This window comes from Paenibacillus polymyxa (assembly GCF_015710975.1).
Taxonomy (GTDB): domain Bacteria; phylum Bacillota; class Bacilli; order Paenibacillales; family Paenibacillaceae; genus Paenibacillus; species Paenibacillus polymyxa.
In genome coordinates this window covers 4,714,710-4,740,492 of record NZ_CP049783.1, presented here as the reverse complement: position 1 = coordinate 4,740,492, position 25,783 = coordinate 4,714,710, and the positions used below count along the sequence as shown (strand labels likewise).

General features: G+C 44.6%; 20 protein-coding genes. 4 read left to right on the top strand and 16 right to left on the bottom strand.

What is annotated here, in order from left to right; genetic code table 11:
- Window positions 1-27: 27 nt before the first annotated feature.
- Entirely contained in the window at window positions 28-1,479 is a 1,452-nt protein-coding gene (gene glgA, locus G7035_RS21880; protein WP_016820719.1) for a glycogen synthase GlgA, read from the bottom strand.
- Between the two features lie 21 nt (window positions 1,480-1,500).
- A complete protein-coding gene (gene glgB / locus G7035_RS21875) occupies window positions 1,501-3,426 on the bottom strand; it encodes a 1,4-alpha-glucan branching protein GlgB (protein ID WP_016820718.1) in 1,926 nt (641 codons plus the stop codon).
- Window positions 3,427-3,663: 237 nt separating this feature from the next.
- Between glgB and G7035_RS21870 the strand changes: the two genes are divergently transcribed.
- Window positions 3,664-4,890 carry a glucose-1-phosphate adenylyltransferase gene (locus G7035_RS21870; protein ID WP_017427730.1) on the top strand — a complete coding sequence of 409 codons (1,227 nt, stop codon included), beginning with the start codon at window positions 3,664-3,666 and terminating at the stop codon, window positions 4,888-4,890.
- 78 nt (window positions 4,891-4,968) lie between these two features.
- Here G7035_RS21870 and G7035_RS21865 read toward each other — a convergent pair whose 3' ends face one another.
- From G7035_RS21865 to G7035_RS21845, 5 genes are all read right to left on the bottom strand, one after another.
- Window positions 4,969-6,399, bottom strand: coding sequence for a sensor histidine kinase (locus G7035_RS21865; RefSeq protein ID WP_017427729.1), 1,431 nt, complete (start codon window positions 6,397-6,399; stop codon window positions 4,969-4,971).
- A complete protein-coding gene (locus tag G7035_RS21860; RefSeq protein ID WP_016820715.1) occupies window positions 6,396-7,094 on the bottom strand; it encodes a response regulator transcription factor in 699 nt (232 codons plus the stop codon). The genes G7035_RS21865 and G7035_RS21860 overlap by 4 nt, the downstream gene beginning before the upstream one ends.
- Window position 7,095: 1 nt before the next feature.
- Window positions 7,096-8,430: a hypothetical protein gene (locus G7035_RS21855; RefSeq protein WP_019687406.1), complete on the bottom strand. Its 1,335-nt coding sequence runs from the start codon at window positions 8,428-8,430 to the stop codon at window positions 7,096-7,098.
- Window positions 8,427-9,152: a phosphonate ABC transporter ATP-binding protein gene (locus G7035_RS21850; RefSeq protein ID WP_017427727.1), complete on the bottom strand. Its 726-nt coding sequence runs from the start codon at window positions 9,150-9,152 to the stop codon at window positions 8,427-8,429. Before G7035_RS21850 ends, G7035_RS21855 begins: the two co-directional genes overlap by 4 nt.
- Before the next feature lie 81 nt (window positions 9,153-9,233).
- On the bottom strand, window positions 9,234-10,391 hold the full coding sequence (locus G7035_RS21845; RefSeq protein WP_017427726.1) for an MFS transporter: 1,158 nt from the start codon (window positions 10,389-10,391) through the stop codon (window positions 9,234-9,236).
- Between the two features lie 450 nt (window positions 10,392-10,841).
- Between G7035_RS21845 and G7035_RS21840 the strand changes: the two genes are divergently transcribed.
- Both G7035_RS21840 and G7035_RS21835 read left to right on the top strand, forming a co-directional pair.
- On the top strand, window positions 10,842-11,759 hold the full coding sequence (locus tag G7035_RS21840) for a hypothetical protein (RefSeq protein WP_017427725.1): 918 nt from the start codon (window positions 10,842-10,844) through the stop codon (window positions 11,757-11,759).
- Between the two features lie 65 nt (window positions 11,760-11,824).
- On the top strand, window positions 11,825-12,589 hold the full coding sequence (locus tag G7035_RS21835) for an HAD family hydrolase (RefSeq protein WP_016820710.1): 765 nt from the start codon (window positions 11,825-11,827) through the stop codon (window positions 12,587-12,589).
- A 26-nt stretch (window positions 12,590-12,615) separates the two neighbouring features.
- Here G7035_RS21835 and G7035_RS21830 read toward each other — a convergent pair whose 3' ends face one another.
- The 8 genes from G7035_RS21830 to pdhA form a co-directional block, all read right to left on the bottom strand.
- Window positions 12,616-14,970 (bottom strand): type IA DNA topoisomerase, encoded by a 2,355-nt coding sequence (locus G7035_RS21830; protein ID WP_029515045.1) that lies wholly within the window; start codon window positions 14,968-14,970, stop codon window positions 12,616-12,618.
- Window positions 14,971-15,579: 609 nt separating this feature from the next.
- Entirely contained in the window at window positions 15,580-17,067 is a 1,488-nt protein-coding gene (locus G7035_RS21825; RefSeq protein ID WP_017427722.1) for a glutamate synthase subunit beta, read from the bottom strand.
- Between the two features lie 236 nt (window positions 17,068-17,303).
- Entirely contained in the window at window positions 17,304-17,792 is a 489-nt protein-coding gene (locus G7035_RS21820) for a dihydrofolate reductase (protein WP_016820708.1), read from the bottom strand.
- Between the two features lie 17 nt (window positions 17,793-17,809).
- Window positions 17,810-18,604 (bottom strand): thymidylate synthase, encoded by a 795-nt coding sequence (gene thyA / locus G7035_RS21815; protein ID WP_016820707.1) that lies wholly within the window; start codon window positions 18,602-18,604, stop codon window positions 17,810-17,812.
- A gap of 247 nt (window positions 18,605-18,851) precedes the next feature.
- On the bottom strand, window positions 18,852-20,273 hold the full coding sequence (gene lpdA, locus G7035_RS21810; protein ID WP_016820706.1) for a dihydrolipoyl dehydrogenase: 1,422 nt from the start codon (window positions 20,271-20,273) through the stop codon (window positions 18,852-18,854).
- A gap of 3 nt (window positions 20,274-20,276) precedes the next feature.
- Entirely contained in the window at window positions 20,277-21,890 is a 1,614-nt protein-coding gene (locus tag G7035_RS21805) for a 2-oxo acid dehydrogenase subunit E2 (RefSeq protein WP_115293066.1), read from the bottom strand.
- 34 nt (window positions 21,891-21,924) lie between these two features.
- Window positions 21,925-22,905: an alpha-ketoacid dehydrogenase subunit beta gene (locus G7035_RS21800; RefSeq protein WP_013371456.1), complete on the bottom strand. Its 981-nt coding sequence runs from the start codon at window positions 22,903-22,905 to the stop codon at window positions 21,925-21,927.
- A 100-nt stretch (window positions 22,906-23,005) separates the two neighbouring features.
- Window positions 23,006-24,073, bottom strand: a complete 1,068-nt coding sequence (gene pdhA, locus G7035_RS21795; protein ID WP_013371457.1) for a pyruvate dehydrogenase (acetyl-transferring) E1 component subunit alpha — start codon at window positions 24,071-24,073, stop codon at window positions 23,006-23,008.
- Between the two features lie 255 nt (window positions 24,074-24,328).
- Here pdhA and G7035_RS21790 point away from each other — a divergent pair, with 255 nt between their 5' ends.
- On the top strand, window positions 24,329-25,063 hold the full coding sequence (locus G7035_RS21790) for an alpha/beta hydrolase (RefSeq protein ID WP_019687407.1): 735 nt from the start codon (window positions 24,329-24,331) through the stop codon (window positions 25,061-25,063).
- Window positions 25,064-25,204: 141 nt separating this feature from the next.
- Here G7035_RS21790 and G7035_RS21785 read toward each other — a convergent pair whose 3' ends face one another.
- On the bottom strand, window positions 25,205-25,669 hold the full coding sequence (locus G7035_RS21785; RefSeq protein ID WP_019687408.1) for a low molecular weight protein-tyrosine-phosphatase: 465 nt from the start codon (window positions 25,667-25,669) through the stop codon (window positions 25,205-25,207).
- Between the last annotated feature and the right edge of the window lie 114 nt (window positions 25,670-25,783).

Genomic DNA, 25,783 nt, shown 5'->3' with positions numbered 1-25,783 from the left:
CTTTTTTATTAGCACAAATATGGTATCCTACTCTGTTCCATCAATCTTTGCTAGCGAATGGTAAATATCCATATAAGCCTCGGCCGATACATCCCAACTGTACTCTCCTGCAAAGGCCGTCTGTATAAGCTTGTTCCAATGCTCAGGTTGGCGATAGTAATCAACAGCACGACGAATGGTGTGCAGCATGTCATGTGCATTATAGTTCGTGAAACTAAAACCGTTACCTTCACCTGTGGATTCATTGTAAGCCTGTACAGTATCGTTCAGCCCTCCAGTTTCTCGCACTATAGGGATACTTCCATAACGAAGCGCCAGCAGTTGACTAATCCCACAAGGCTCAAACCTCGATGGCATAAGATACATGTCACTTGCCGCATATATTTTTCGTGACAGTGGCTCGCTAAAAGTAAGCTGCGCCGACATTTTCAGAGGATACCGTCCCGCTGCTTCCCGGAACCAGTGCTCAAAAGCCGGGTCCCCTGTTCCCAGCACGACAAACTGAATATCGTCATAATACAAGATTTCGTCAAGCACTCTCGTAACCAGATCTAGTCCCTTCATATCCACAAGTCTAGTTACCATTGCTATCATAGGTACGTCCGGACGCACCGGCAGACCTAGCTCCTTTTGCAAGGCAATTTTATTTTCCTTTTTCTTTGCCAGACTTGTGCGGTACTTTGTATAAATACGGTTGTCTGTGGCAGGATTGTAGCTTTGGGTATCAATTCCATTCACAATCCCCGTTAAGCGTCCCTGCTCTCCTAGTTTACGAAGTAAACCCTCCAGTCCGTATCCGTAAAATTCAGTTTGAATCTCCTCTGCATAGGTTGGACTCACGGTCGTGACATGATCGGAGTAAGTAAGCCCACCTTTCATAAAATTCAGTCTGCCATAATATTCCACACCTTCGGAAGTAAAATAGCTTCCATCCAAGTTAAGCAGCTCCGTTAAGACCTCATATGGAAAATCACCCTGATACAACAGATTATGTATCGTAAACACCGTGCGAATATCGTTGTAAAAGGGCAAATGTCGATAATCGGCATTCAGAAGCAGCGGAACCATTGCCGTATGCCAGTCATGACAATGCACAATATCCGGCCGAAAATTCAGTTCAGGCAGCACTTCCAAAATCGCCCGGTTAAAGAAGGAGAAGCGTTCGCCATCATCCATGTAACCGTAAATACCGTCACGACCGAAGTAATATTCATTATCTATAAAATAAACCCTGATCCCGTCCAACGTCAGCTCCTCTACTCCACAATACTGATCACGCCAGCCTACAGCTACATGCTTGACCGTTACCGGACGCAGAGACTTCTTATAGGTATCGGGAATGCCCGCATATTTAGGTAAGATGATTCGGACGTCGCATCCTGCCTGATGAAGTGCCTTTGGCAGTGCGCCAATAACATCAGCCAACCCGCCTGTTTTAATAAATGGATGTGCTTCTGCTGCCGCAAACAAAATGTTCATATGTGCTTCCTCCTTATGTGGTTAATCTACTTTTTTAGACCTACGTGGTGGTGTTTTCTTGAGTATAACGATGCCTAGGGGTGGAATCGTCACTTCCAAGCTGTGAAGCTGGCCGTGGTAAGGGATTTTGGAAGTACGTATCACCCCAGAGTTAAGCTGACCACTCCCCCCAAAGTCCTTATGATCGCTGTTCAGTAATTCCATATAGCTTCCTGCCTTTTGCAACCCAATTCGATAATTTTCTCTTGGCACAGGTTGGAAATTAATGAGGACAACCAGCGTATCTCCTGCTTTTTTGCCTTTACGTAAATACGTAATCACACTCTGTCCGCGGTCTTCAGCTTCAATCCATTGATAGCCGTCCCACGAATGGTCCAATTCCCATAGTGCCTTCTCCTGAAGATATAAATGATTCAGTGCTTTCGAATATGCGTGCAGAGACCGATGACTGTCATAGTCCAGCAAAAACCAGTCAAGCTGATCCTCATCCTTCCACTCAATAAATTGACCAAATTCCCCTCCCATGAATAAAAGCTTTTTACCTGGTGAGGTCATTTGGTAGCCAAGAAGTGCCCGTAGTCCGGCAAATTTTTGTTCATAGGTGCCCGGCATTTTATCAAGCAGCGACTTTTTACCATGCACAACCTCATCATGTGACAATGGCAGTGTAAAATTTTCGCTGTACGCATAGGCTATGGGGAATGTCAGCAAATTATGGCGATCGGGTCGTTGATCAAACTCTGATTCCATATAATCAAGTGTATCGTTCATCCAACCCATATTCCATTTGTAATTAAAACCGAGTCCTCCATCGCTTACTGGGGAGGTCACCATCGGCCAAGCGCTGGACTCCTCTGCCATCATGAGTGCGTATGGATAATAGCGGAATACCGTCTCATTCAGCTGTTGAAGGAAGGCGATAGCCTCCTCATTTTCAATCCCTCCCTTGGAATTGAGACAATATTGTCCATCCTGCTTTTCAAAATCAAGCCGTAACATGCTCGTCACTGCATCTACACGCAGACCATCAATATGGTACACATCCATCCAGAACAATGCATTGGAGATCAGAAAAGAACGTACTTCTGGCTTGCTATAATCGAATGTCAGGGTTCCCCAGCCGGGCTTTTCCGCAATTAGCGGGTCCGCGTATTCGAACAGCGGCGATCCGTCAAACCGTCTCAATCCATGAGCATCCTTGGCAAAATGAGCTGGAACCCAATCCATAATCACTCCAATTCCCGCCTGATGGCAACGATCCACCAAATACATAAAATCATGTGGTTCACCATAACGGCTTGTGAGTGCAAAATACCCGGTGAGTTGGTAGCCCCAGGAAAGATCATACGGATGCTCACTCAGCGGCATCAGCTCAATATGTGTATACCCCATATCTGTTACATAAGGCACAAGAAGCTCAGCCATCTCCCTGTATGTATAAAACGTACCATCTGCTTTTTGCTTCCAAGTGCCTAGATGAAGCTCATATATATGTAGAGGTTTACCATATGGTGCTCTACGTTTACGGCGCCAAGCTGCATCATTCCAAACATAACCATCCAATGAAGCTACCACTGACGCCGTAGCCGGTCTTACTTCAGCACGTACGGCGTAAGGATCTGCTTTCAGAAATCGTTCACCATTTGGACCTGTAATGTCGTATTTGTAAAATGTTCCTTGGGATATCCCCGGAAAAAAACGACTCCAAAAACCGGATTTGGGAACCCTATATAAGGAATCCTGTTCCCCATTCCAGTTGTTGCGATCTGTAGCAAGCCCGACATGGAGAGCATGAGGAGCCCAGACCGTAAAACGAACGCCCTGTTCTCCGTTCTCCACAGTAAGGTGGGAACCCAAAGATCGGTAGCTGTGATAAAGCGTTCCTTCATGAAACAAATAAGTATCTTCCGATGATATCGTCTGTTGCGGAAGAGTTTGGTCTGTCATCACGTCACCACCCTTTTATGTTTTGTGAGTAAAAATGTATGAGTCGGTAATGCATTCGCTTTTGGGTCAAAGCTGACCTGAGTTATTACCCCATTCTAGCCACAATGAACAGAAAAATGACTAGGAAAAAAATAAACCTTAGTTTTTGGGGAATCTTATATACCTGATGGTTTCAAGAGTACCCCATACCGTTTATGTATGTACTACAACAGACAACTAAACCGGGAGGGAAACGAAATGTTTAATAAAGAATGCATTGCCATGCTGCTGGCAGGCGGAGAGGGACGCCGTCTTGCTCCCCTTACTTCAACGATTGCAAAACCCGCCGTACCTTTTGGCGGTCATTACCGGATCATCGATTTTCCTCTCAGTAATTGCGTAAATTCAAACATTGATACTGTAGGTGTACTGACGCAATATGAGGCGGAATCCTTGCACGAACATATTGGGGATGGGACTCCATGGGGCCTTACAAAAACGGATGACAAAGGAATTACCCTGCTTCCATCTTATAATACAGGTAACGCTGAATACTTAGGAACGGCAGATGCTATTCATAAGAATATCGAATATATTGACAGCCAAAATCCAGAGCATGTGCTTATTTTATCCGGTGATCATATTTACTATATGAATTATCGCGAGATGCTGAACTACCATAAGGAAAAAGGAGCTGCGGCAACCATTTCTGTCATGGAGGTTCCTTGGGATGAAGCACACCGTTTTGGTGTTATGAGCGCCGATGAAGATCTGCGTGTCACTGAATTTGCAGAGAAGCCGGAGAAACCCGAAAGTAATTTGGCCTCTATGGGGATTTATCTTTTCAAATGGGATTACTTAAGAAATTACCTGTTGGAAGACGCACAGGATCCTCAATCCAGTCATGATTTTGGCAAAGATATCATACCTAAAATGCTGGCGGACCAAGAATCTCTATACGTTTATGAATTCCAGGGCTACTGGAAAGACGTAGGTACAGTTAAAAGCCTATGGGACTCCCACATGGACCTGCTCCATGAAAATTGCGCAATTGACCTTCAGCGTCAAGACTGGCCGATGTATACACGTGAACGCCGCACAAGGCTGAGCGCGCAAAAGGTGCCTGGTCGTAAAATGCAGTCATTGGACAGCCTCCTGCATGATTCCTGCCAAGTAGAAGGCCAAATTGAGCGCTCTGTAGTGTTTAGTGGCGTCGAGGTGGGAAAAGGCTCATCCATCAAGGAAAGTATCGTTATGCCCGACACACGTATTGGGCGCAACGTGCATATTGAGCATGCCATTATCGGTGAAGGTGCTGTGATTCGTGATGGTGCTGTGATTAAAGGTAATCCGAGCGAAATTATGGTTATCGGACCCAATGAAACAGTATTTGGTAAAATGGCAGTACGGCCGCAAACTACACGTATGCTAAAAGAAGCCTATGAGCGTAACACACGCTTGCGTGCAGAAGGCTTTACATCATAACTCTCCCTAAAATTTCAAACAGCCAGCCCTCCAATATAGTGAGGACTGGCTGTTTTTTATTACCTCTTACAACTGACTTTAAATTTGCCCTTCCGAGAGTTGTGGTAGTTCCACGGATGACTCTGCTTGCAGAGCAGGCAATGAAACCGTAATGGTGGTTCCAGCTCCCAATTCACTTCTGATGAGCATCTGACCGTGATGACGCTCAACAAACTGTTGCGAGATTGCCAATCCGAGACCCGTCCCCCCATTTTGGTGGTCTACCTGGAAAAAGCGATCCCTTACTCTGGCAAGGTTTTCTTCACTAATCCCAATCCCCGTATCCTGTACCGATATCTCGATATTACCCTTAATGCGTTGAAGAGACAAATAAATAATCGAGCTTTCATGCGAAAACTTGATAGCATTATCTACAATGTTCAAAAATACCTGCTTCAGACGGTTACCGTCTCCATGAACGAGATAAGCCGTTTCCTCGGAATCCAGTTGAAGCTTGATCTGCTTCATTTCTGCCTTTGCCCATACGTTCAGCATAATTTCCTGCAAAAGCTCTCGAAGATCAACTGTTCCCATCACGAGCTTCATGGCATTTTGCTCCAGTTTGGAAAAATCGAGAATTTCCTCCACTAAGCCAATCAGCCGATCCGTTTCCTTGGAAATAATCTGCATCCCGATCTTAGTCTCTTCCGGGTCATACCCGCCAGAATTTAGCGTTTCACTCCAGCCCTTAATCGATGTAAGCGGAGTACGCAGCTCATGAGAAATAGAAGAAATAAAATCATCCTTGATTTGATTGGTTCGGACAATCTCCTGTGCCATGTAGTTCAACGTCGATGCCAATTCACCCAGTTCATAGCGATAATCGCCTTTGATACGTGCATCAAATCGTCCCTGCGCCATCTGAGCAGATACATCGCGAATATTGTTAATCGGTCTGACAATGGAATTGGCAAGCCCTGTGCTTACTATAAATACAATAATCAGTACAGCTGCCATGATTCCCACCGAAAATAATGTAATGATGAATAATTTATCATTTACTAATTCCAACGAAGTCGTATACCGGATAATATACACCTGATCTCCGACGATATTGTCCAGTTTCTGAGATACCGCCATCACCTGCTGTCCCGTGCCGGGTTGCTTTCCAATCCATTTGCCCGTATCTCCAGCTAAGGCTTGTGTCACATCACTGGTTTGCACACTTAGATCCGCAGCAAAATTTGTCGAGTTATCAATTACATTTCCCTGTTCATCAAGCAATTGTAATTCAGTGAAGGGCAGAGAAAATGTATTCAACAAATACGATTGTAAAGACTGTTCTGGCTCTTTGAATTTGGATGCAAATTCACTTACCGATTCGATACGGCTTTCGATGTGTTTGTAAATGGAGTCGTAATAATACGACCGGAGTGCAAACATAAAAATGACTTCTACTAACAGAAGCGCCAAGAACACTACGAAAAAATAGTGAAGCACAATCTGTCGGCGAATCCCCTTTTTGATCATTGAGACTGACCTTTCCATTTATATCCATGTCCCCACACGGTTTGTAAGAAAGCCGGCTCGGATGGATTGTTTTCAATTTTCTGCCGCAGACGTCGGATATTCACATCTACAATTTTCGGATCGCCCATATATTCCTTGCCCCATACGTGGTCAAGTAGCACATCTCGGCTAAGCGGCGTATTTTCTTTCTCCAGAAAAAACTGAATCAGCGAAAACTCTGTCGGTGTCAGTTCGATCAGCTGTCCGTTTTTCTTAAATTGCTTAGCTATCAAATCCAGCGTGAACGGACCGGATTGGAAAGACACCTTGGCTGCTGTTTCACGATGTACATTTACCCGACGCAATAACGATTGGATACGTGCAATCAGCTCTGTCGGGCTGAAAGGCTTGCTCACATGATCATCAGCCCCTACAGACAAGGCATACACCTTATCCTGTTCCTGTACCTTGGCTGTCAGAAAGATAATGCCAATACGCTCATTCGTTTCCCGAATTCTCCGACAAACCTCAAAACCATCCATCCCAGGCACCATCACGTCAAGCAGCGCGATATCAATATCCCGCACCGTGTTCAAAATATTCAGAGCCTCATGCCCATCTGCTGCCTCCAGCACCTCAAAACCGTTACGTTTCAAGTTAATAACGATAAAGCTACGGATCGATTCCTCATCTTCCATGATTAAAACTTTACTCACTCTATTCTACCTGCCTTTCCCCCATCTTGTTTTTAATGGTTTTACGTGGTTCCAGCTCGCTGGATCGCTTAATGCCAATTACCTGTGCGTTCGTTCGCCACAATTGGCTATAGCCTTCATTGTTTCGCTCCCATTGTGACAATGAGAAAAATTTAATTTCCGCTATTGTTTTGTCTGTATCATCCAGAATAAACCGCAAATAGCTGTCTTTCCTGGAAACCTTCGGATCAATAGTCACCTTGCCATGCAGCTCTTTCGGCAGTCTGAAGTAGACCTGTTCATTAGAATCACGATACTGTTGCTGCTTGAAAATCGTCCCTTTGGCCCCATCCCACTGATAGAACGATACAAAATAAGGAACTTCATCCAGCGGCCTGTTGCTCCAACCTTTAGGCTTCTCTAAATTCCCAAATTCGAGAATACCGTCACCATCCACATCACCACTGGCGATGGTAGCATCCTTAAAGGTAACATCCATAAGATTGAGCTTTCTGAGTTTGCCGTGATCCATCACGATAACATTGGAAACCGTAGTTGTCTCGGCAATCTTTGTATCAATAATGATCCCTTGCCTACCTTGGGCTACCTTACCAGCGACGACATTGTAGACGCCTAAAGCCTGACTGTCCAATTCCAACGACCCGATCTCCTTAAAGGTCCCTCCGCTGAACTGGAATGTTTTCACGGTAAAAAATTCATTACGACGGAGCAAGATAATCGTCAAGTCATTCAGATTGTCCCCGTTCAAATCCATCTTCTTATGGTTAAAATCGTCTACAACGAAGTCCGTATAGCCCGTTGCATATATTTTTTCCAACGTTCCTCCAGTATAAGAGTATACGATGAGGCCCTTCTGGTCCCCGTTCTCACTACTGTCTCCGCTCGAAAAACCTGCTACAATATCAAGCGTACCGTCATTGGTTAAATCCACAAGCTTAAATGATTCCAACACCGTGCCTTCCCCATCAAATGTAAGCTTCTTTACCCACGTGCCGCCCTGATCTTCAAACAAGGCACCATGTATCTTTACGCTCTCATCTGGTGTTTCATAAAAGAGCACCGCTTCATCTATACCATCATTATTCAAATCTCCCGTCCGAATTGGCGTAGGATCATCCGGATCATTCGGCCTTAAAGGCTGTACCGCCCCTAATTGCGTATTCACTGCTCCATTCAGCTGTTGTTTCTCATCAGACATCGTTGGTGTCTGCATCAGCGAAATCGGATCGCTAATCACATTACAGCCGCTTAAAAATCCGGCAAGGAGCAGCAAGGAACAGCAGCACGCCACCATTTTCAACAGCATTTTTTTCACTTCTCTTGCCGTCCCCTTCACAATTTGTTCTTTTCTGCCTGTGTCAATCGTCTTCCCTGGATATCAAACACCAGCTCGCCCTCATTCAGCCCCCAGATTCGGGAAGCAAAACGTTCAGCCATTTCCAGCGGCAGTACAGTAATGATTGTTACTCGTTCGTCAGAACACAGCTTGCGAAAGGTTTCCAGTACATGCGCTGCTGAGGCAGGATCAAGTCCATTTACAGGCTCATCAGCTAAAATAACCTTGGCTCCGTGAACGAGAGCACGCGCTGTGGCTACCCGCTGCCGTTCGCCGCCGCTGAGTTTGTCGCATTTATCATGCGCCTTATCCAGCAGACCCAGATCCTCCAGAACGTCCATCGCTCCCATATAGTCGTCGGAACGCACCATGCCAGTAACCATTCTCCACCAGGGGGTCTGACCCGATCTGCCAATGAGCACATTTTTAAGAGCGGTCCGATTCATATTAAGATGCGGATTTTGCTCCAGATATGCCCATTCCCGCTTTAATTTCATCTTGCCTGTCCACCCGGATTTCAGTACATCATTGCCTCCTACAATTAAACTGCCTTCTTCCCAAGATTCATGTAAAGCAAGACAGCGAAGAAGTGTCGTTTTACCACTTCCGCTTGGCCCCACTATAGCAATGAATTCACCCTGATGAATTTCAGCATCAATCCCTCGAAGCAACGGGGTACGTTCAGGCCCCACTTGCTTGGTCAGCTTCCGAATTTTAATCATCTATGATTCCCCTTTGTCCGCCATCAATACATGTTTATATTTTATAGTAATTGTGAAACAAATACCATGCAAACCGCAGTTTTAAACCGCCGGTACTCTTTTTCGGGAAAACAGACCCAACAATCCGAAAACAATGTAACTACCTCCAAGAACTAGAAACATGCTGCCTTGAGTTCCAATGTCTAGCAACCCTCCGCTAATATTAGGTCCGACCACACTTCCCAGATTAAAATGAAAGGATGCCAGCACATTTGCAGCCGCCAAAAATGATTTGGGCAACAGGTCAGCTGCATAGGCCAAACCGAGTGAGAAAAAGGAGCCTACCAATCCACCTGCGATGGTCAGCAATACCAAAGTGAACATAAAATGATTACCACTCCAGGGTAGCAACATAAAGGACAATCCTCCCGCTATACCTACGCTCATTAGCACTTTTTTACGTCCCCAACGGTCACTTAATATACCCAAAGGCAGTTGCAACACTAAGCCTCCCAAACTAACGAAAGGCAGCAAAGCAGCAATTTCATCGGTATGGAAGCCAATACGCAGGCCATAGACTGGAAAATTACTGTTCAGGCTCGCTTCCATATAACCGTATAGAAATGCAGGCAACAGAGCATACCATGCCCAGCTATAGCTGCGTCGGAATCTTTGTGCGGGACGCGCCTCAGTTTCCTGCTTCTCGGGTCTTGAGTCAGGTAACTTGATTAACACTAACAGCAACACAAGCAAGCACAAAAAAGCCAACGCAGCAAATGGAACCAGCATTCCATAATCGAGTAGCCATAATCCCAATGGGCCTAATGCAAAACCCAGACCGTAAGACATACCATAAAAGGAAATGTTGCGGCCTCGATTCTCTGGTGGAGTTACTAGCAATATCCACAACTGCGCAGAATAGTGCAACGCACTGTCTCCAATACCTACGAGCAGACGCAGTACGAACCAAATCCGAATATCAGGAATTAGCGGGAACAGCAGCAGGGTAATGAGCACAAGCACAAGACCACCGGCCATCAGCTTTTTGAACCCCAGCCATCCCAAAGTCCGTTCAGCCACCAGTGTCATTGCAAATGAACCAATATACAGTGCAGCCGCGTTCATTCCGTTTAGCGAAGACGAAACCCCCATTTGTTCCAAAGAAATCGACAAAATAGGTAATAGTAAACCCTGACATAATCCAGCAACAATAATAACTGCAATTAAAATAAAATAATGAACACGTAACGACGACGACATCCTAGCTCCTCCTGCCCGAACAATTAAATTATTAACATCATAAAATGAATGCTTAGAAATGATTTGCATTTGATACCATAATCAATAATAATTCTTATCACGATGTATACCATGACCATCTGAAAAATCGGTATATTACATATTAAGATGTTTTTAGCGTTAATTTTAGTGTATTAAAGAGAGAAAGAAAAAAATCGCCATCTGAGATGACGATTTTACGGATAGAGCTAGTCTGGTATGTATCCGACTCCATTTGGTGAGCCTCGTATGTTCAATCCGACCAAGTTCACGTCACAACGCACTATTTCATATTATAGTGGACAATGCCCGGCAGAACAAGCCATAATAAATAAGTGGGCAATTTCAAAATGCTCATGTTTTGCTTATGGACGGGCTTTATTTACGTTCACCGCTCTGGGCTAGAAGACAGAATAGGAGGCATTTGGTTCCATGAGTTATCAAATTAAAATAGACACTTCTCCAATTTATGAATTGCTCGGCAGCTTTATGGCCTATGTAACTAAAAAGTGGGTCCAAGATATGGACTTGGGCCATGAATGGATCGACAAGGTGGATGCACGACTACAACAAGAAGTTCGTACTGAGCTTGCTACAGCTCAGGATTGCCCTTTTAGCGATTATGACGCACTCTATGCCTGGGCGTTGCTTCGACCGGAATCAGATGAAATATCCGACTATATTTCTTACTTGGATCACGGACCGGACAAGGATATGTTTGAGCTACTTGTTCCGCATATTCCTTTTTTAACCTTTGAAGAATCTTTACGCATTCGTAAGGTATATGCACCACTCCTCAGATTGTGGGATCGTGATTATTTTCGGACCTTGGAAGGCGAACTGCGTGTGTTGGCAGAAGAAGACGCTGCGGAAAAGCGCATGCTGTTAAGTAAAATGGAACCGGAAGCACTTGTTGAATATGCAACAGCCGGGCTAGTCGTCCCACATATGGAAGATCTCGATACAGTGGTGCTGTTTCCGGTCGTCCATAATCGCCCAATTAATTCATATTGCTTTTATACCCGTACACTGCTGATCCAGTATCCGGTAGATATTCCCGAGGAGAGTGAGGAAGAACCGCCTACGCTTCTACTACGGCTTACTCGTGCTGTCAATGATCCGCAACGACTGCGCATTTTGCGTTATGTAGCTCAAGGTCCTAAGTCTCTTGAAGACATGCGTCATGATTTGAGCCGATTGGAAGATACACTTATGTCTGATATGATGATTTTGCGTGTGGCTGGCTTGCTCCGCATTCACATTGGACGCTATCACAAGGAAAAATTCAGCATCCGTCCCGACGGTGCGGCTGATTTGCAGGTATTTTTGGAATCCTATATTGGACTGTAATTTGAATCTCAACTTAGTTATAAACCGAACACCGTTAAAGCTTTGGCTTGGAAGGAGTATGCATCATGTCGTATCCGAAGCAGCACATTTTATTTGATCTTGATGACACTTTGGTCCACTGCAACAAGTATTTCGATCTTATTCTCAACCACTTTTTCGATTTGCTTCAGGAATGGTTTGCAGCTCATAACCTAACGAGAAATTCGATCCGTGAAAAACAAATCGAAATTGATGTGGCTGGAGTTCATCAGGTGGGTTTTGCCAGCGAGCATTTTCCACAATCCCTAATAGATACGTACCAGTTTTTCTCGGAACAATTTGGACGCCGTACGGATTCTCGGGAAGAGCAGGAGCTTCGCTCGCTTGGCCGAAGTGTGTACGAGCAGGAAATCGAACCGTATCCAGGTATGGCCGAAACGTTAAATTCACTCCAAAAAGCAGGGCATTCCCTTCATCTTTACACTGGGGGTGAGCAGGTCATTCAAGAAAGAAAGATTGAACAAATGAAGCTGGCTACTTACTTTGATGACCGTATCTACATTCGCCAGCATAAAAATGTAGATGCACTGGAAGAAATCATCCAAATGAATCGCTTGGACCGAAACATTACCTGGATGATTGGGAATTCTTTACGCACCGACGTATCTCCAGCCCTTGCGGCAGGTATTCACGCTGTGTATCTTAAGCAGCCCAAAGAATGGATTTACAATATGGTTGAATTGCAAAAAAACGTGAACTCTGTGATGTATACTATACAAAAGCTAACAGAAGTGCCACGGGTGATCCACGAAAGCATACAATTGCATCAACAAAAAAGGACCCTCGGATAGGGTCCTTTTTTGTTGATGCTCCTATCTCAGGCATCCTCACGAACGCTAAGTTGTCCTGTTCCTGGCACATCCAGAACAATCCGCGCTTTGACGGTCGATCCATCTTTACGTTTAAAAGACAACAATTGCGTCTGCCCCTTGGCGAGCAGGGACTTGAGCATCGTTTCGGTAATCTGCTTGCCCGCATATTCCTTCCAAATGACAAAACCACAGCCCTGCTTAAAGTGGCTACACCCATACCCTTTGCGGCCTTCAATAATGCTTCCACCGCAATTGGAGCACGGGCAGCTGCCTAACGCCTGCCTTTGGCTCGCTGAAGTATCTGACTGTCCATCAGATGAGCTCCGCACTGCTTTTGTAGTCGAACTGCGACTTATTGGCGCCGATGCTTGCTTTAGCGCAGCACTTCCTGCACTGCTACCGCCTCCTGATGCTGTGCGGTCTCTTCCTTTGGCGGTGGTGGCACGTCCACTCGTACCTACGCCGCGGGCGTTCGTCTTTCCTCCCGAGCGATTACTCCTTGCCTCCTCGCCAAAGGCATTTGCGGGAGCAGGTGGCTGCTGCCTTACCTTATCAATGATGGACAACGTAAATCTTTTAACGTTATCCATAAACTTCTCCTGAGCTGCCTCACCCTTGGAAATTTGATGAAGACGGCGTTCCCATTGACCTGTCATCTCCGGTGAAGCTAATAGATCTACCCCGGCATGACGGATCAGGTTAATAGCCATCTTTCCTTTATCCGTAATCAGAATCTTTTTGCCCTTCATTTCAATGTAGCCGACTTTCTTTAATCGTTCAATTGTAGCGGCCCGTGTCGCAGGTGTACCTAAGCCAGCATCCTTCATAACCTCGCGTAATTCCTCATTCTCCATCTGCTTGCCCGCGCTTTCCATCGCTTTAAGCAATGTGCCCTCCGTGTAGCTTTTAGGAGGCTGAGTCGCCTTTTCTTTCATCTCAGCGCGCACACAATCTACCGGACGCCCTGCATCAATTTCAAACTTCTTGTCCGTCCACTCGTCCGTTTCCTCTTCATCCTCTTTTTTGGATGTTTTGCTTTTTTTACCTTTATCCTGATCAGCCTTACCCAAAACCACTTTCCATCCCAAGGACAGAAGCTCCTTAATATTAGTTTTAAACAGATGCTTGTCCACCTGCGTCATTACGGTATGCATTTTATATTCAGCTGGCGGAAAAAAATGCGACAGAAACCTACGAATAACCAGGTCATATACATTTTGTTCCTCCTTGCTTAGCGTTCCCGGCCTTTTTAACGTCGGCAAAATAGCATGGTGATCCTCAACACGAGACGGATTGCAGACCGATTTATTCTGTTTATGGACCAAATTAGGGTTTGCTTGTTGTACCAGATCAGCATAAGGGCCTGTCCCCAGCATCCGTAATGCCTTATGCATGCCGTCTATATTCTGCTCTGTCACATAATTAGAGTTGGTCCGCGGATAGGAAATGACCTTGTGACGCTCATAAAGCGCTTGTGCCACATCCAGCGTTTTTTTAGCCGAATAACCGTACTTGGCATTCGCCTCGCGTTGAAGCAGCGTCAAATCGTATAATTTAAAAGGATACTCCTTTGTCTGCTTTGTATCATATTTGGTAATTTCACCCTCTTTTCCGCGTACCGCCGCAGCGATCCCCTCAGCTTCTTCCGGATTCGTCAGCCGATCACCCTGCCATGCCCCTTTGTACTTAATCTGATCTTGCTTGAACTCAGCCCATACGTCATAGAAGGTTTGAGACTGAAATGCTTCAATTTCCTTTTCTCGATCATGAATTAGTGCTAACACGGGAGTCTGCACCCGTCCTACCGACAGCAAGGTGTTATGTCGTGTTGTGAACGCTCTGGAGGCGTTCATGCCAATCAGCCAGTCTGCTTCACTTCGTGCCCGCGCAGCTTGAGTCAGGAATTCAAACTCCGAGGCATCTCGCAATCGTTCAAAGCCTGTCGCAATACTTTCCGCCGTCAAGTCCGAGATCCACAATCGCTTAACCGGCTGTCGTAGCTTTAACTGCTGCTGAATTAACGCAAAAATATATTGCCCCTCCCGTCCAGCATCACAAGCATTCACGATGGCATTGCAGCGTTTGGCCAGCTCACCAATCATTTTTAGCTGATCTTTTGTTTTCGGATTAGGTACAATTTTGAATTGTTCAGGGATAATCGGAAGATCTTGAATATTCCATCGTTTGTACTTAGCATCGTAAGCATCCGGCTCAGCCAGACCCAACAAATGACCGATCGCCCAGGTTACAATGTATTTCTCCCCTTCCAAATAGGTACGGTTATTTTTAGCACGCGGCTCCATAACAGCGGCAATTGTCCGCCCCATATCTGGTTTCTCAGCAATAATCAACGTCTTCATTCATTCCATTCCTTCCTGACGGCCTTCTGTTTCTCTTCCATGAATCATAGATATACATGGAACGCAAATGAAAACACAGGTTCCCGGCCTCATGCAAAAGGAGCCTTCTCCCGGCGAAAGCTCCTTTGTAAATTCATTTAGTCTAGCGCTTCAACAATGTACGTCTATTATACCATAGATATCATGATTCTCTCAGGTCATGATTTTATGTAACCTTGGAAAAGATCATGTCATCTTCCTTTTAAAGCAATATAAATATAGAAAACCCAAAATAAAACTGCACTATTAGCAAATTTGTGTAATATTAATGTTAATTTATATTACACAATTTAAGTTTTCATCTAATTATTTTGTAAAATAAATGTATTTTCTTTAAAAAAGGCTACACACACCGTCCTTATTTATGTTATGATCACTATAGATAACAACTACATGATTAAAAAGTTAATTTAGAGTGATTTTATATAACATTGAATTCACAACGATTTGTATACCTCACTAGAAAATTGGTTTCAACAACTACTAGTGATAAAGCTTTAAAAACAAATAAAGCCCCATCCTAAGATGGAGCCTTTACTTGATTCGTAACGGTAACATAAAAATTTATAATTATACCAAAACAGTAGCACCCATGAGGTATTTATCAACTTCACGTGCTGCTTCTCGACCTTCATTAATAGCCCACACAACAAGACTTTGTCCGCGGCGCATGTCACCTGCAGCAAAAACCTTATCCACATTCGTCACATATTTCCCATAACGTGCCTTAACATTGGAACGACGGTCTGTTTCCAAACCGATTTCCTTCACAATCGTTTGCTCAGGTCCGTCAAACCCAATCGCAATCAGCGCAATTTGTGCCGGAAATACGCGCTCCGTACCTGGAATCGGTTGATAGATTTTACGTCCTGTTTCATCGACAATACGTTGAATTTGAATGGTGTGCAGTTCTTTCAGATTGCCATTCTCATCACCCACGAATTTGGTTGTCATGATGGAAAACTCACGCGGATCTTCCCCAAACAATGCTTTAGCTTCCTCCTGTGCATAGTCGAGAGAGTACACATTCGGAAACTGCGGCCAAGGATTCGCAATCGGATCACGCTCCAGTGGAGCTTTGGTGTGTGTGCCAAATTGAGTGACACTCCGGCAACCGTGCCGCAAAGAAGTAGCTACACAGTCCGAACCTGTATCACCGCCACCGATAACAATAACGTCCTTACCTTTGGAGGACAAATAGTTGCCATCTTCGAGGTTGGAATCCAGATAACTCTTGATGGTGCCATTCAAATAATCCATAGCATAATGGACACCATTCAAATCGCTGCCTTCAATATTGAATTCTCTCGGCTTTGTAGATCCACCGCATAGCACAACTGCATCATAGTCAGCAATCAGCTGCTCAGTAGGGATATCCTTGCCGATTTCCGTATTCGTGATAAATTGGATACCTTCAGCCTCCAGCAAATCTACACGACGCTGTACAACCTTCTTATCCAGCTTCATGGATGGGATTCCATACATCAGTAACCCACCTATACGATCTGCACGCTCGTACACAGTCACGCTATGTCCTGCTTTGTTGAGCTGTGCTGCCGCAGCCAATCCCGCAGGACCCGAGCCGACAACAGCCACTCGTTTTCCTGTACGTTTTTCCGGCGGGTTAGGAACAACCCAGCCTTCCTCAAAACCTTTTTCGATAATCGCTTCCTCAATTGTCTTAATGGTAACAGACTGCCCGATAAGGCCAACAGTACATGAGCCTTCACATGGCGCAGGACAGACACGCCCCGTAAATTCGGGGAAGTTATTCGTTTTGTGCAGCCGATCTAACGCTTCCTTCCACAAACCACGATATACGAGATTGTTCCATTCCGGAATAAGATTATGAACCGGGCAGCCTAAAGTTGCTCCCATGAGATCCATCCCCGTATGACAATAAGGAGTTCCGCAGTCCATACAACGCGCCCCTTGGGTACGCAGCTCTTCTTCAGACATATGCTTATGGAATTCTTCCCAATCCTTTATACGCTCTGCCGGGTCCCGGTCTGTAGGAAGTTGTCGTGTGTATTCCATAAATCCAGTTGGTGTAGACATGTTACGTTCCCCCATCTCTTCGCTTATGAACCCCGATCATCCATTCAGAATTCTAATCAAATTCGAACTTGTCTGTTTGTGTTATGAAAGGGTCTGTTCTCATTGAATTTGATTTATTGTATCACAATACAGCGTAAAAGTAATGAAAACTTATGCAACTTTCTGCATCTACAGCCAAAAGGATTTTTTATATGGTTTATTAATTTTTCAAATGAGCTAGGTTGAATTCATGTATGTTATTCTGTTCTCTCGTAAACAACAAAACAGTAGTCATACAAGTTTTTGTCGTCCTTGATACCTGGCGTCTCACTGACTATAGTCCAGCCGCTCCAATCCAGCTCAGGAAACGTCGTATCGCCTTCAAAAGTCTCCTCAATTCGAGTCACAATCAGCCGATCCGCATGTGGCCAAAACAGTGAGTAAATCTCCGATCCACCAATGACCATTAGCTCTTCTTGCTGTGCAAGTTGGAGCCCCTCCTCCAGTGTATGGATCACTTCTGCACCTTCTGCCTGATAGTGCTCATCACGAGTCAAAACGACGTTGCGGCGGTTTGGTAGGCTTCTCCCGCCAAAGGATTCCCACGTTTTGCGTCCCATGAGTACTGTTTTATTAATCGTCTGCTCTTTAAAGAAGGCCATGTCTCTGGGAAGGCGCCAAGGAAGTCTGTTATCCCGACCAATCACACCATTTTGCGCCATAGCCCATATCATCGAAATGCTCATCTTTCCACCTCCTCTAATCAGATGGCGACAGGCGCCTTAATCCCTGGATGATGCTCGTAATTCTCAAAAACAAAATCCTCGTAAGTGTAATCAAAAATGGATTCCGGTTTGCGCAGGATTTTTAACTGTGGTAACGGATATGGGTCACGTTCCAACTGCGTATGCACTTGTTGTATATGGTTTGAATAAATATGCACATCGCCACCTGACCAAATAAACTCTCCAGGCTCCAAACCACACTGCTGTGCAACCATATGCGTCAGCAATGCATAACTAGCGATGTTGAACGGCAGTCCAAGGAAGGTATCCACTGAACGCATCGTCAGCATACAGGATAGCTTTCCTCCAGCTACGTAGAATTGAAATACAAAATGACATGGCGGCAACTTCATCGATTCAATTTCAGCCACATTCCAAGCACTGACGATATGTCGACGTGAATCCGGATTGTTTTTGATAGCTTCAATGACATTCGCAATTTGATCAATATGTTGTCCGTCCGTTGTTTCCCATGCGCGCCATTGCGATCCATATACAGGTCCCAGATTCCCCTGTTCATCTGCCCATTCATCCCAAATGCTAACTCCGTTCTCCTTGAGATAAGCAATATTGGTATCACCTCGCAAAAACCATAACAGCTCATGTATAACGGATTTCAAATGTACTCTTTTAGTGGTCACTAACGGGAAGCCCTTGGCCAGATCAAAACGAAGTTGCCTTCCGAAAACAGATAATGTTCCCGTTCCTGTCCGATCCTCTTTTTTTACCCCGTTCTCTAAAATATCCTCCAGCAATTCCAAGTAGTTGCGCACGTCGTTTCTCTCCTTTGAGCATGAATAAAAAACAGTATCGTCCATTTTTAATTTTGAAAACTCTCGATCTACACCATTAATCTATATTTAGTTTATCATGTAGGGTACTTTTTTGACCATGTACTGTGTGAATTTTCATGATAGTCCAATAATCTTAAAGTTTGAAAAAAAGAGACAAAGAGCACACATATAGCGCTCCTTGCCTCTTTTTCATGTATGAATCCAAAAACAAGATAATGAAATGGAATTAGCGACGTGGCGCCAATGCGTGGATCGGATGACCCATTACGACTTCTGCTGCTTCCATCACAAGTTCGCCCAGTGTAGGGTGAGCATGGATAGTCAGGGAGATATCTTCAAGTGTAGCACCCATTTCAATCGCCAGACCCAGCTCAGCAATCAGGTTGGAAGCTTCCAGACCTACGATTTGCGTACCCAGTACCAGACCTGTATCTGCGTCAGCTACGATTTTCACAAAGCCTTCAGCAGCGTTCAGGGAAACAGCACGACCGTTTGCTCCGTAAGAGAACTTACCAACTTTGACATTGTAGCCTTTTTCTTTAGCTTGTGTCTCTGTGTAGCCTACGCTAGAGCATTCTGGATCTGTGAACACAACAGCCGGAATACATTTGTAGTCTACAACGGATGGTTGGCCGGCAATTACTTCAGCAGCTACTTTACCTTCGTAAGAAGCTTTGTGAGCCAGAGCAAGACCAGGAACAATATCACCGATTGCGAAGATGTGAGGAATGCTTGTGCGTCCTTGGTGGTCAACTTTCACCATTCCGCGGTCATCCAGTTCTACACCGATCAAATCCAGACCCAGTTCACCGTCTGTATTTGGACGACGTCCAACAGTTACAAGCAGGTACTCAGCAGTTACTTCTTTGCTTTCACCATTAACAGAGAATTTCACTGTTACATCTTTATCAGTTTGTTCCGCACTTTCCGCTTTAGCGCCAGTGAAGATTTCGATACCTGTTTTCTTCATGCTTTTCGAAACGATGGAAGTCATATCTTTATCGAAGCCAGGAAGAACAGTATCCATACCTTCAATGATCGTTACTTTGGAACCGAATTTGGAATACATTTGTCCAAGCTCTGCACCAATGTATCCACCACCGATAACGATCAGGCTTTTCGGAATTTCAGGCAGGTTCAATGCTTCAGTAGAAGACAGAATGCGTCCGCCAAACGGGAATGGCTTCAATTCGATAGGACGGGAGCCTGTTGCGATAATTGCATTTTTAAAACGGTAACGTGGTGATTCATGTTCGTTGAATACACGTGCTTCGTTTTCGTTGATAAACATGCACTCACCATTGAAAACTTCAACTTTGTTACCTTTGAGCAAGCCGCTTACGCCGCCTGTCATTTTCTTAACAACACCGTTTTTAAATTCTTGTGTTTTAGCAAAATCAACTTTTACATTTTCAGCTGTAATACCGAAAGTTTCGCCATGTTTAGCTGCTTCGTATTGATGAGCCGCAGAGATCAAAGCTTTGGATGGAATACATCCACGGTTCAGACAAACACCGCCAAGCTCAGATTTATCAACGATCAATACGCTTTGTCCCAATTGTGCGGCACGGATGGCAGCTACATAGCCGCCAGGACCCGCACCGATAACCAATGTGTCAATATCCAGAGAAGCGTCTCCTACTACCATTGATTACACCTCCATTACAAGCAGCTCAGGGTTAGCGAGCAGCTGTTTAATATAGTTCATGAAGTTTTGAGCAGTTGCACCGTCAATAATACGGTGGTCAAAGCTCAGGGAAAGAGCCATTACTGGAGCGGCAACAATTTCACCGTTTTTCACGACTGCTTTTTCACTGATGCGGCCAGTACCCAAAATTGCAACTTCAGGGAAGTTGATGATTGGAGTAAAGAACATACCGCCTGCGGAACCAATGTTCGTGATGGAAATCGTGCTTCCTCTCATCTCATTGGCAGCCAATTTACCATCACGACCGCGTACAGCCAGATCACGAATGGAATCAGCAATCATCCAGATACTCTTACGATCAGCATCTTTGATAACAGGAACGATCAAGCCGTTGTCTGTATCAGTAGCGATACCGATGTTGTAGTATTTTTTGTAGACAATTTCGTTAGCTTCTTCGTCGATCGAGGCATTCAGAGCCGGGAATTGACGGGAAGCAGCAACCAAAGCTTTTACGATGAACGGCAGGTAAGTTACTTTTGTACCTTTCTTCTCTGCAATTGGTTTGATACGAGTACGGAAAGCAACCAGCTCGGTTACATCCACTTCATCCATAATTGTAACGTGTGGAGCTGTGTAAGCTGACTTAACCATAGCATTGGAAATTGCTTTACGGATACCTTTGAATGGTACGCGTTCTTCCTCAGCACGCGGATCTGCAGCTGGTGCGGATGGTGCTGCAGCTTTCGCTTCTTTTTTAGCTGGCTCTTGCGCTTTTGCAGCTTCTTTCGCTACTGGTGCAGCCGCTTGGCCTCCGCCATTTTTGAAAGCTTCTACATCTTCTTTAGTGATTTTACCGTTTTTGCCGGAGCCACTCACTTGAGCGATGTTAACACCTTGCTCACGTGCAAATTTGCGGACGCTAGGTGTAGCCAGTACGTCTTTATTTGAAGCAGCAGGTGTTGCACCTGGTTGCGTGTTCGCTCCACCTTTTGCAGCATCCTCTTCTTGTTTAACAGCAGCTGGTGCTTCTTCTTGCTCAGGAAGCTCACCCTCAGCAGCGATCACAGCCACAACTTGACCTACGTTAAAGATGTCTCCGTCTTTGGCAAACACTTCTTGAACCGTACCATTAACCGGACATGGAACTTCAACTACAGCCTTGTCGTTTTGTACTTCCATGATGATATCATCATCAGTTACTTTGTCGCCGGGCTTGATGTGCATCTTGATGATTTCACCTTCGTGCAGACCTTCACCCAGCTCTGGGAATTTATATTCAAATCTAGCTGTACCTGCAGCTCCGCCTTGCGCAGCAGCACTTGGCTCAGGGCTAGCAGCTGGTGCTTCCGGTGCATCTTCTTGTTCAGGAAGTTCACCTTCTGCGTCGATGATAGCTACAACTTGACCTACGTTAAAGATGTCTCCGTCTTTGGCAAATACTTCTTGAACCGTACCATTAACCGGACATGGAACTTCAACTACAGCCTTGTCGTTTTGTACTTCCATGATGATATCATCATCAGTTACTTTGTCGCCGGGCTTGATGTGCATCTTGATGATTTCGCCTTCGTGAAGACCTTCACCTAGCTCCGGGAATTTATATTCAAATTTTGCCACGTTTAAAACCTCCCAAATTTACGGTGTGCTTTAATTAAAATTCCAATACTTTATTAACCGCATCAATGATACGTGTTGGCGTTGGCAACCAAGTATCTTCAATTTGAGCAAATGGATAAACGGTATCCGGACCTGCTACACGCAGAACTGGTGCTTCCAGATGCAGGATTGCTTTTTCATTAATTTGTGCAATAACTTCAGCAGCAACACCGGCACTCTTTTGCGCTTCTTGAACAACGATGGCACGATTTGTTTTTTGAACGGAAGCAACAATGGTATCAATGTCAATCGGGCTGATTGTACGCAAATCAATGATTTCCACTTTAATACCTTTTGTTTTTTCCAACTCTTCAGCAGCCTTAACTGAAGTGTGTACCATCATACCGTAAGTAATGATCGTTACATCAGAACCTTCACGAACTACATTAGCCTTGCCCAGTTCAACTGTGTAATCATTCTCAGGAACTTCAGCACGGAATGCATGGTACAGGTTCAAATGCTCCATGAAAAATACTGGATCGTTATCGCGAATAGACGCGATCATAAGACCTTTTGCATCGTAAGGGTTGGAAGGAACAACAACCTTAATACCTGGTGTTTGAGTCAAAAGACCTTCCAAGGAATCTGTATGCAGCTCGGCTGCCTTAACACCGCCACCAAAAGGTGTACGGAATACGATTGGAGAATTGTAACGTCCACCGGAACGGTAACGCATACGGGATGCTTGAATCGCCATTTGATCGAGCGCTTCAAAGATAAAGCCTACGAACTGGATTTCAGCTACAGGGCGGAACCCTTGGATACCCAGACCGACAGCAAGACCCCCGATTGCGGATTCCGCCAGCGGAGTATCGAATACACGTTCTTCGCCAAATTCTTTTTGCAAACCTTCTGTAGCGCGGAATACGCCACCTACATGACCTACGTCTTCACCGAAAAGCAGGACGTTAGGGTCGCGTTTCAACTCTACGCGCAGTGCGTCACGAATCGCTTCTTTCATGTTCATTTGTGCCATTTGCTTCATTTCCTCCTTAAACATTGACAGATCAATTTCAGTTCAGGTCAATCGAAAAGCAGACCGGATCGGGTTGCCACCCGGTCTCTTTCAAGTTCAATTATTTAAAATCAGCTTTTTGTTCTTCCAAATGCTTAGGCGTAGTTTCGAACATGCTATCGATCAGGCCAGGAATTGTCATTTTTTCTGTTTTCTCGGCTTTTTTGATCTCTTCGTTCACTTTTGCCTTAGCTTCTTCTTTTACGCGAGCTGTATCTTCTTCAGTCCAAAGGCCTTTTTTCTCAAGATATTTCGCAAAGCGGGCAATTGGATCTTTTGCATTCCATTCGCCTTCTTCTTCTTTAGAACGATATTTCGTCGCATCATCAGAAAGGGAATGCGGACGGAAGCGGTAAGTAACGGCTTCAATCAATGTTGCGCCTTCGCCATTACGTCCACGCTCTGCAGCTTCTTGAACGGCTTTAATAACTGCAAGCACGTCCATACCGTCAATTTTAACACCTTTAATACCAGCAGCTACTGCTTTATGAGCAATCGAAAGAGCAGCTGTTTGTTTTGAGAATGGCGTTGTGATCGCGTAACCATTATTTTGCACAAAGAAAATAACTGGCAACTTGTACACACCAGCATAGTTCAGACCTTCGTAGAAATCACCTTCGGAAGAACCGCCGTCGCCTGTATATGTAATGACGACTTGTTTTTGTTTTTTCAGTTTGTAGCCCATTGCAATACCCATAGCGTGCAGAATTTGCGCACCAATGATAATTTGCGGCATCAATACGTTAACGCCGTCCGGAATTTGACCACCGTGTTGATGACCACGGGAATACAAGAAAGCTTGATATAATGGCAGGCCATGCCAAACGAGTTGCGGAATATCTCGGTAGCCTGGTGCAATAAAGTCTTCTTTTTGGAGCGCAAATTCACTACCAACCATTGTTGCTTCTTGTCCGGATACCGGAGCGTAGAAGCCGAGACGTCCTTGACGGCCCAAGTTAACAGCACGGTCATCCCAAGTACGTGTAAATACCATACGATACATAATTTCTTTCAATTGATCATCTGTAAGTTTAGGCAATTTATCTTTATTGATAATTTCACCATCCGGAGAAAGCACGGACAGAGCCTCAACTTCCTCTGTGTAAACTTCATAAGGAACCTTGCTCATTTTCTTCACCTCAACAAAAAAATTTGAATATCAAGTTCCGCTGTTATAGGATTATTATACACCTGTTATATCGCTCGCGTCAAAGATTTAGTTATTTTTTTTGAGTTTGCCACATTTTTGTGTATGTAACAGGGTGTGTTTTTTACTATAACAGCTTAGTACATGATTGAAATTTTAAACATCTATTGCAATCAGGGTAATCTTAACTTATTGTGATCCTTAATGCAAAATAATACCCAAGAAAGGTGACGAAAAATGACGGATTCTCGGTATTTAAAACGAACTATCCTTAAAGACGAAGTAGACAGCCGCTTACTTGGCGAAACCCGAATTCTTCGGATTTATTTGCCGCCCGGCTATAATGAAATATTGAGCTACCCTGTCGTCTACTGTCAGGATGGAGAGGAATTCTTCAACTTTGGACGCATTGCAACACACGCCAACCGTCTCATACTGGATGAAGGCGTGGAACCCTTCATTATTGTAGGTGTAGAAGTGAACACCAAAATCAGAACTCAGGAGTACGCTCCCTTCGGCAATCGTTTTAAGGCATACACTGCCTGTTTTGCAGAAGAGATTATTCCCTATGTGGAGCAAAAGTATCCTATAAGAAAAGATGCAACTTCCCGCATTCTTGCTGGAGATTCACTGGGAGGCAGTGTGTCTTTGCATTTGGCGCTATTGTATCCTGAGCTGTTTAATCGTATTATCAGCCTCTCAGGTGCCTACTATGAAGCTTCGCAAGAAATTATTGCCCGTGAGAAAGAACTGTCGCATCTAAATGTTTGGATGACAGTTGGCCTTCAGGAAGATGCTTTTGAGAGTGATACCGGCATTTACAACTTTGTAGAGCTGAACCGTCAATGCGCAGATTTACTGCGCGAGCGGAACGCCGAAGTTTCTTACCGTGAAAAGGATGGCAAACATTTATGGGGCTTTTGGCAAAACGAGTTGCCTGACGCGCTAATGTATTTTTTGGATCGTGCCTGAGTAAAAAACATCCCAGCATGATGAGGAATGGAGCATTGACCTAGGAGGTCATAAGGCTCCTTCCTCTTTTTTATAATTTGGTTACGCTTTCAAAAATGTATAACGAAAAACGGCAACGATTGCCGTCATCTGTCGTTCACATTATAGCTTTTCTTCTATGATCTTGTCCAGCAAGGCCTCGCATCCCGCGTCCAATAATCGATAGGTCTCTTCAAAATTTCCGGTATAATATGGGTCGGGTACTTCTCTTAACTTTTCTTGGGGAAGCAAATCCATGAACTTTAGAATATCAGCATCTGCTCCACCTGCAAGTTTACGCATATTTCGTTCATTAGAGTCATCCATGCACACAATATAATCAAACGCGTCAAAATCACGATCCGTTATTTGTCGTGCCTGTATGCCTTGTTCGCTGATTCCGTGCAGTTTAAGCTGCTTTAGCGTTCCCTCATGCGGAGGATTTCCAATGTGCCAATCGCCTGTTCCTGCCGAGTCCACCCGGATTTCTGCGTCTAATCCCCGTTCCTTTGCTTTATGTCTCAGTATTGCCTCCCCCATGGGAGAGCGGCAAATATTGCCCAAACACACAAACAAAACGTTAATCATTTCGTTCCCCTTCCTATTCACGTCACACTTCTTTTTTCTGTTCCATTGTAGCCAGGTCCTCCAAAATTGTGCAAGCCATATTTATCGCGGTATACTTAAAATGATCGTATATAT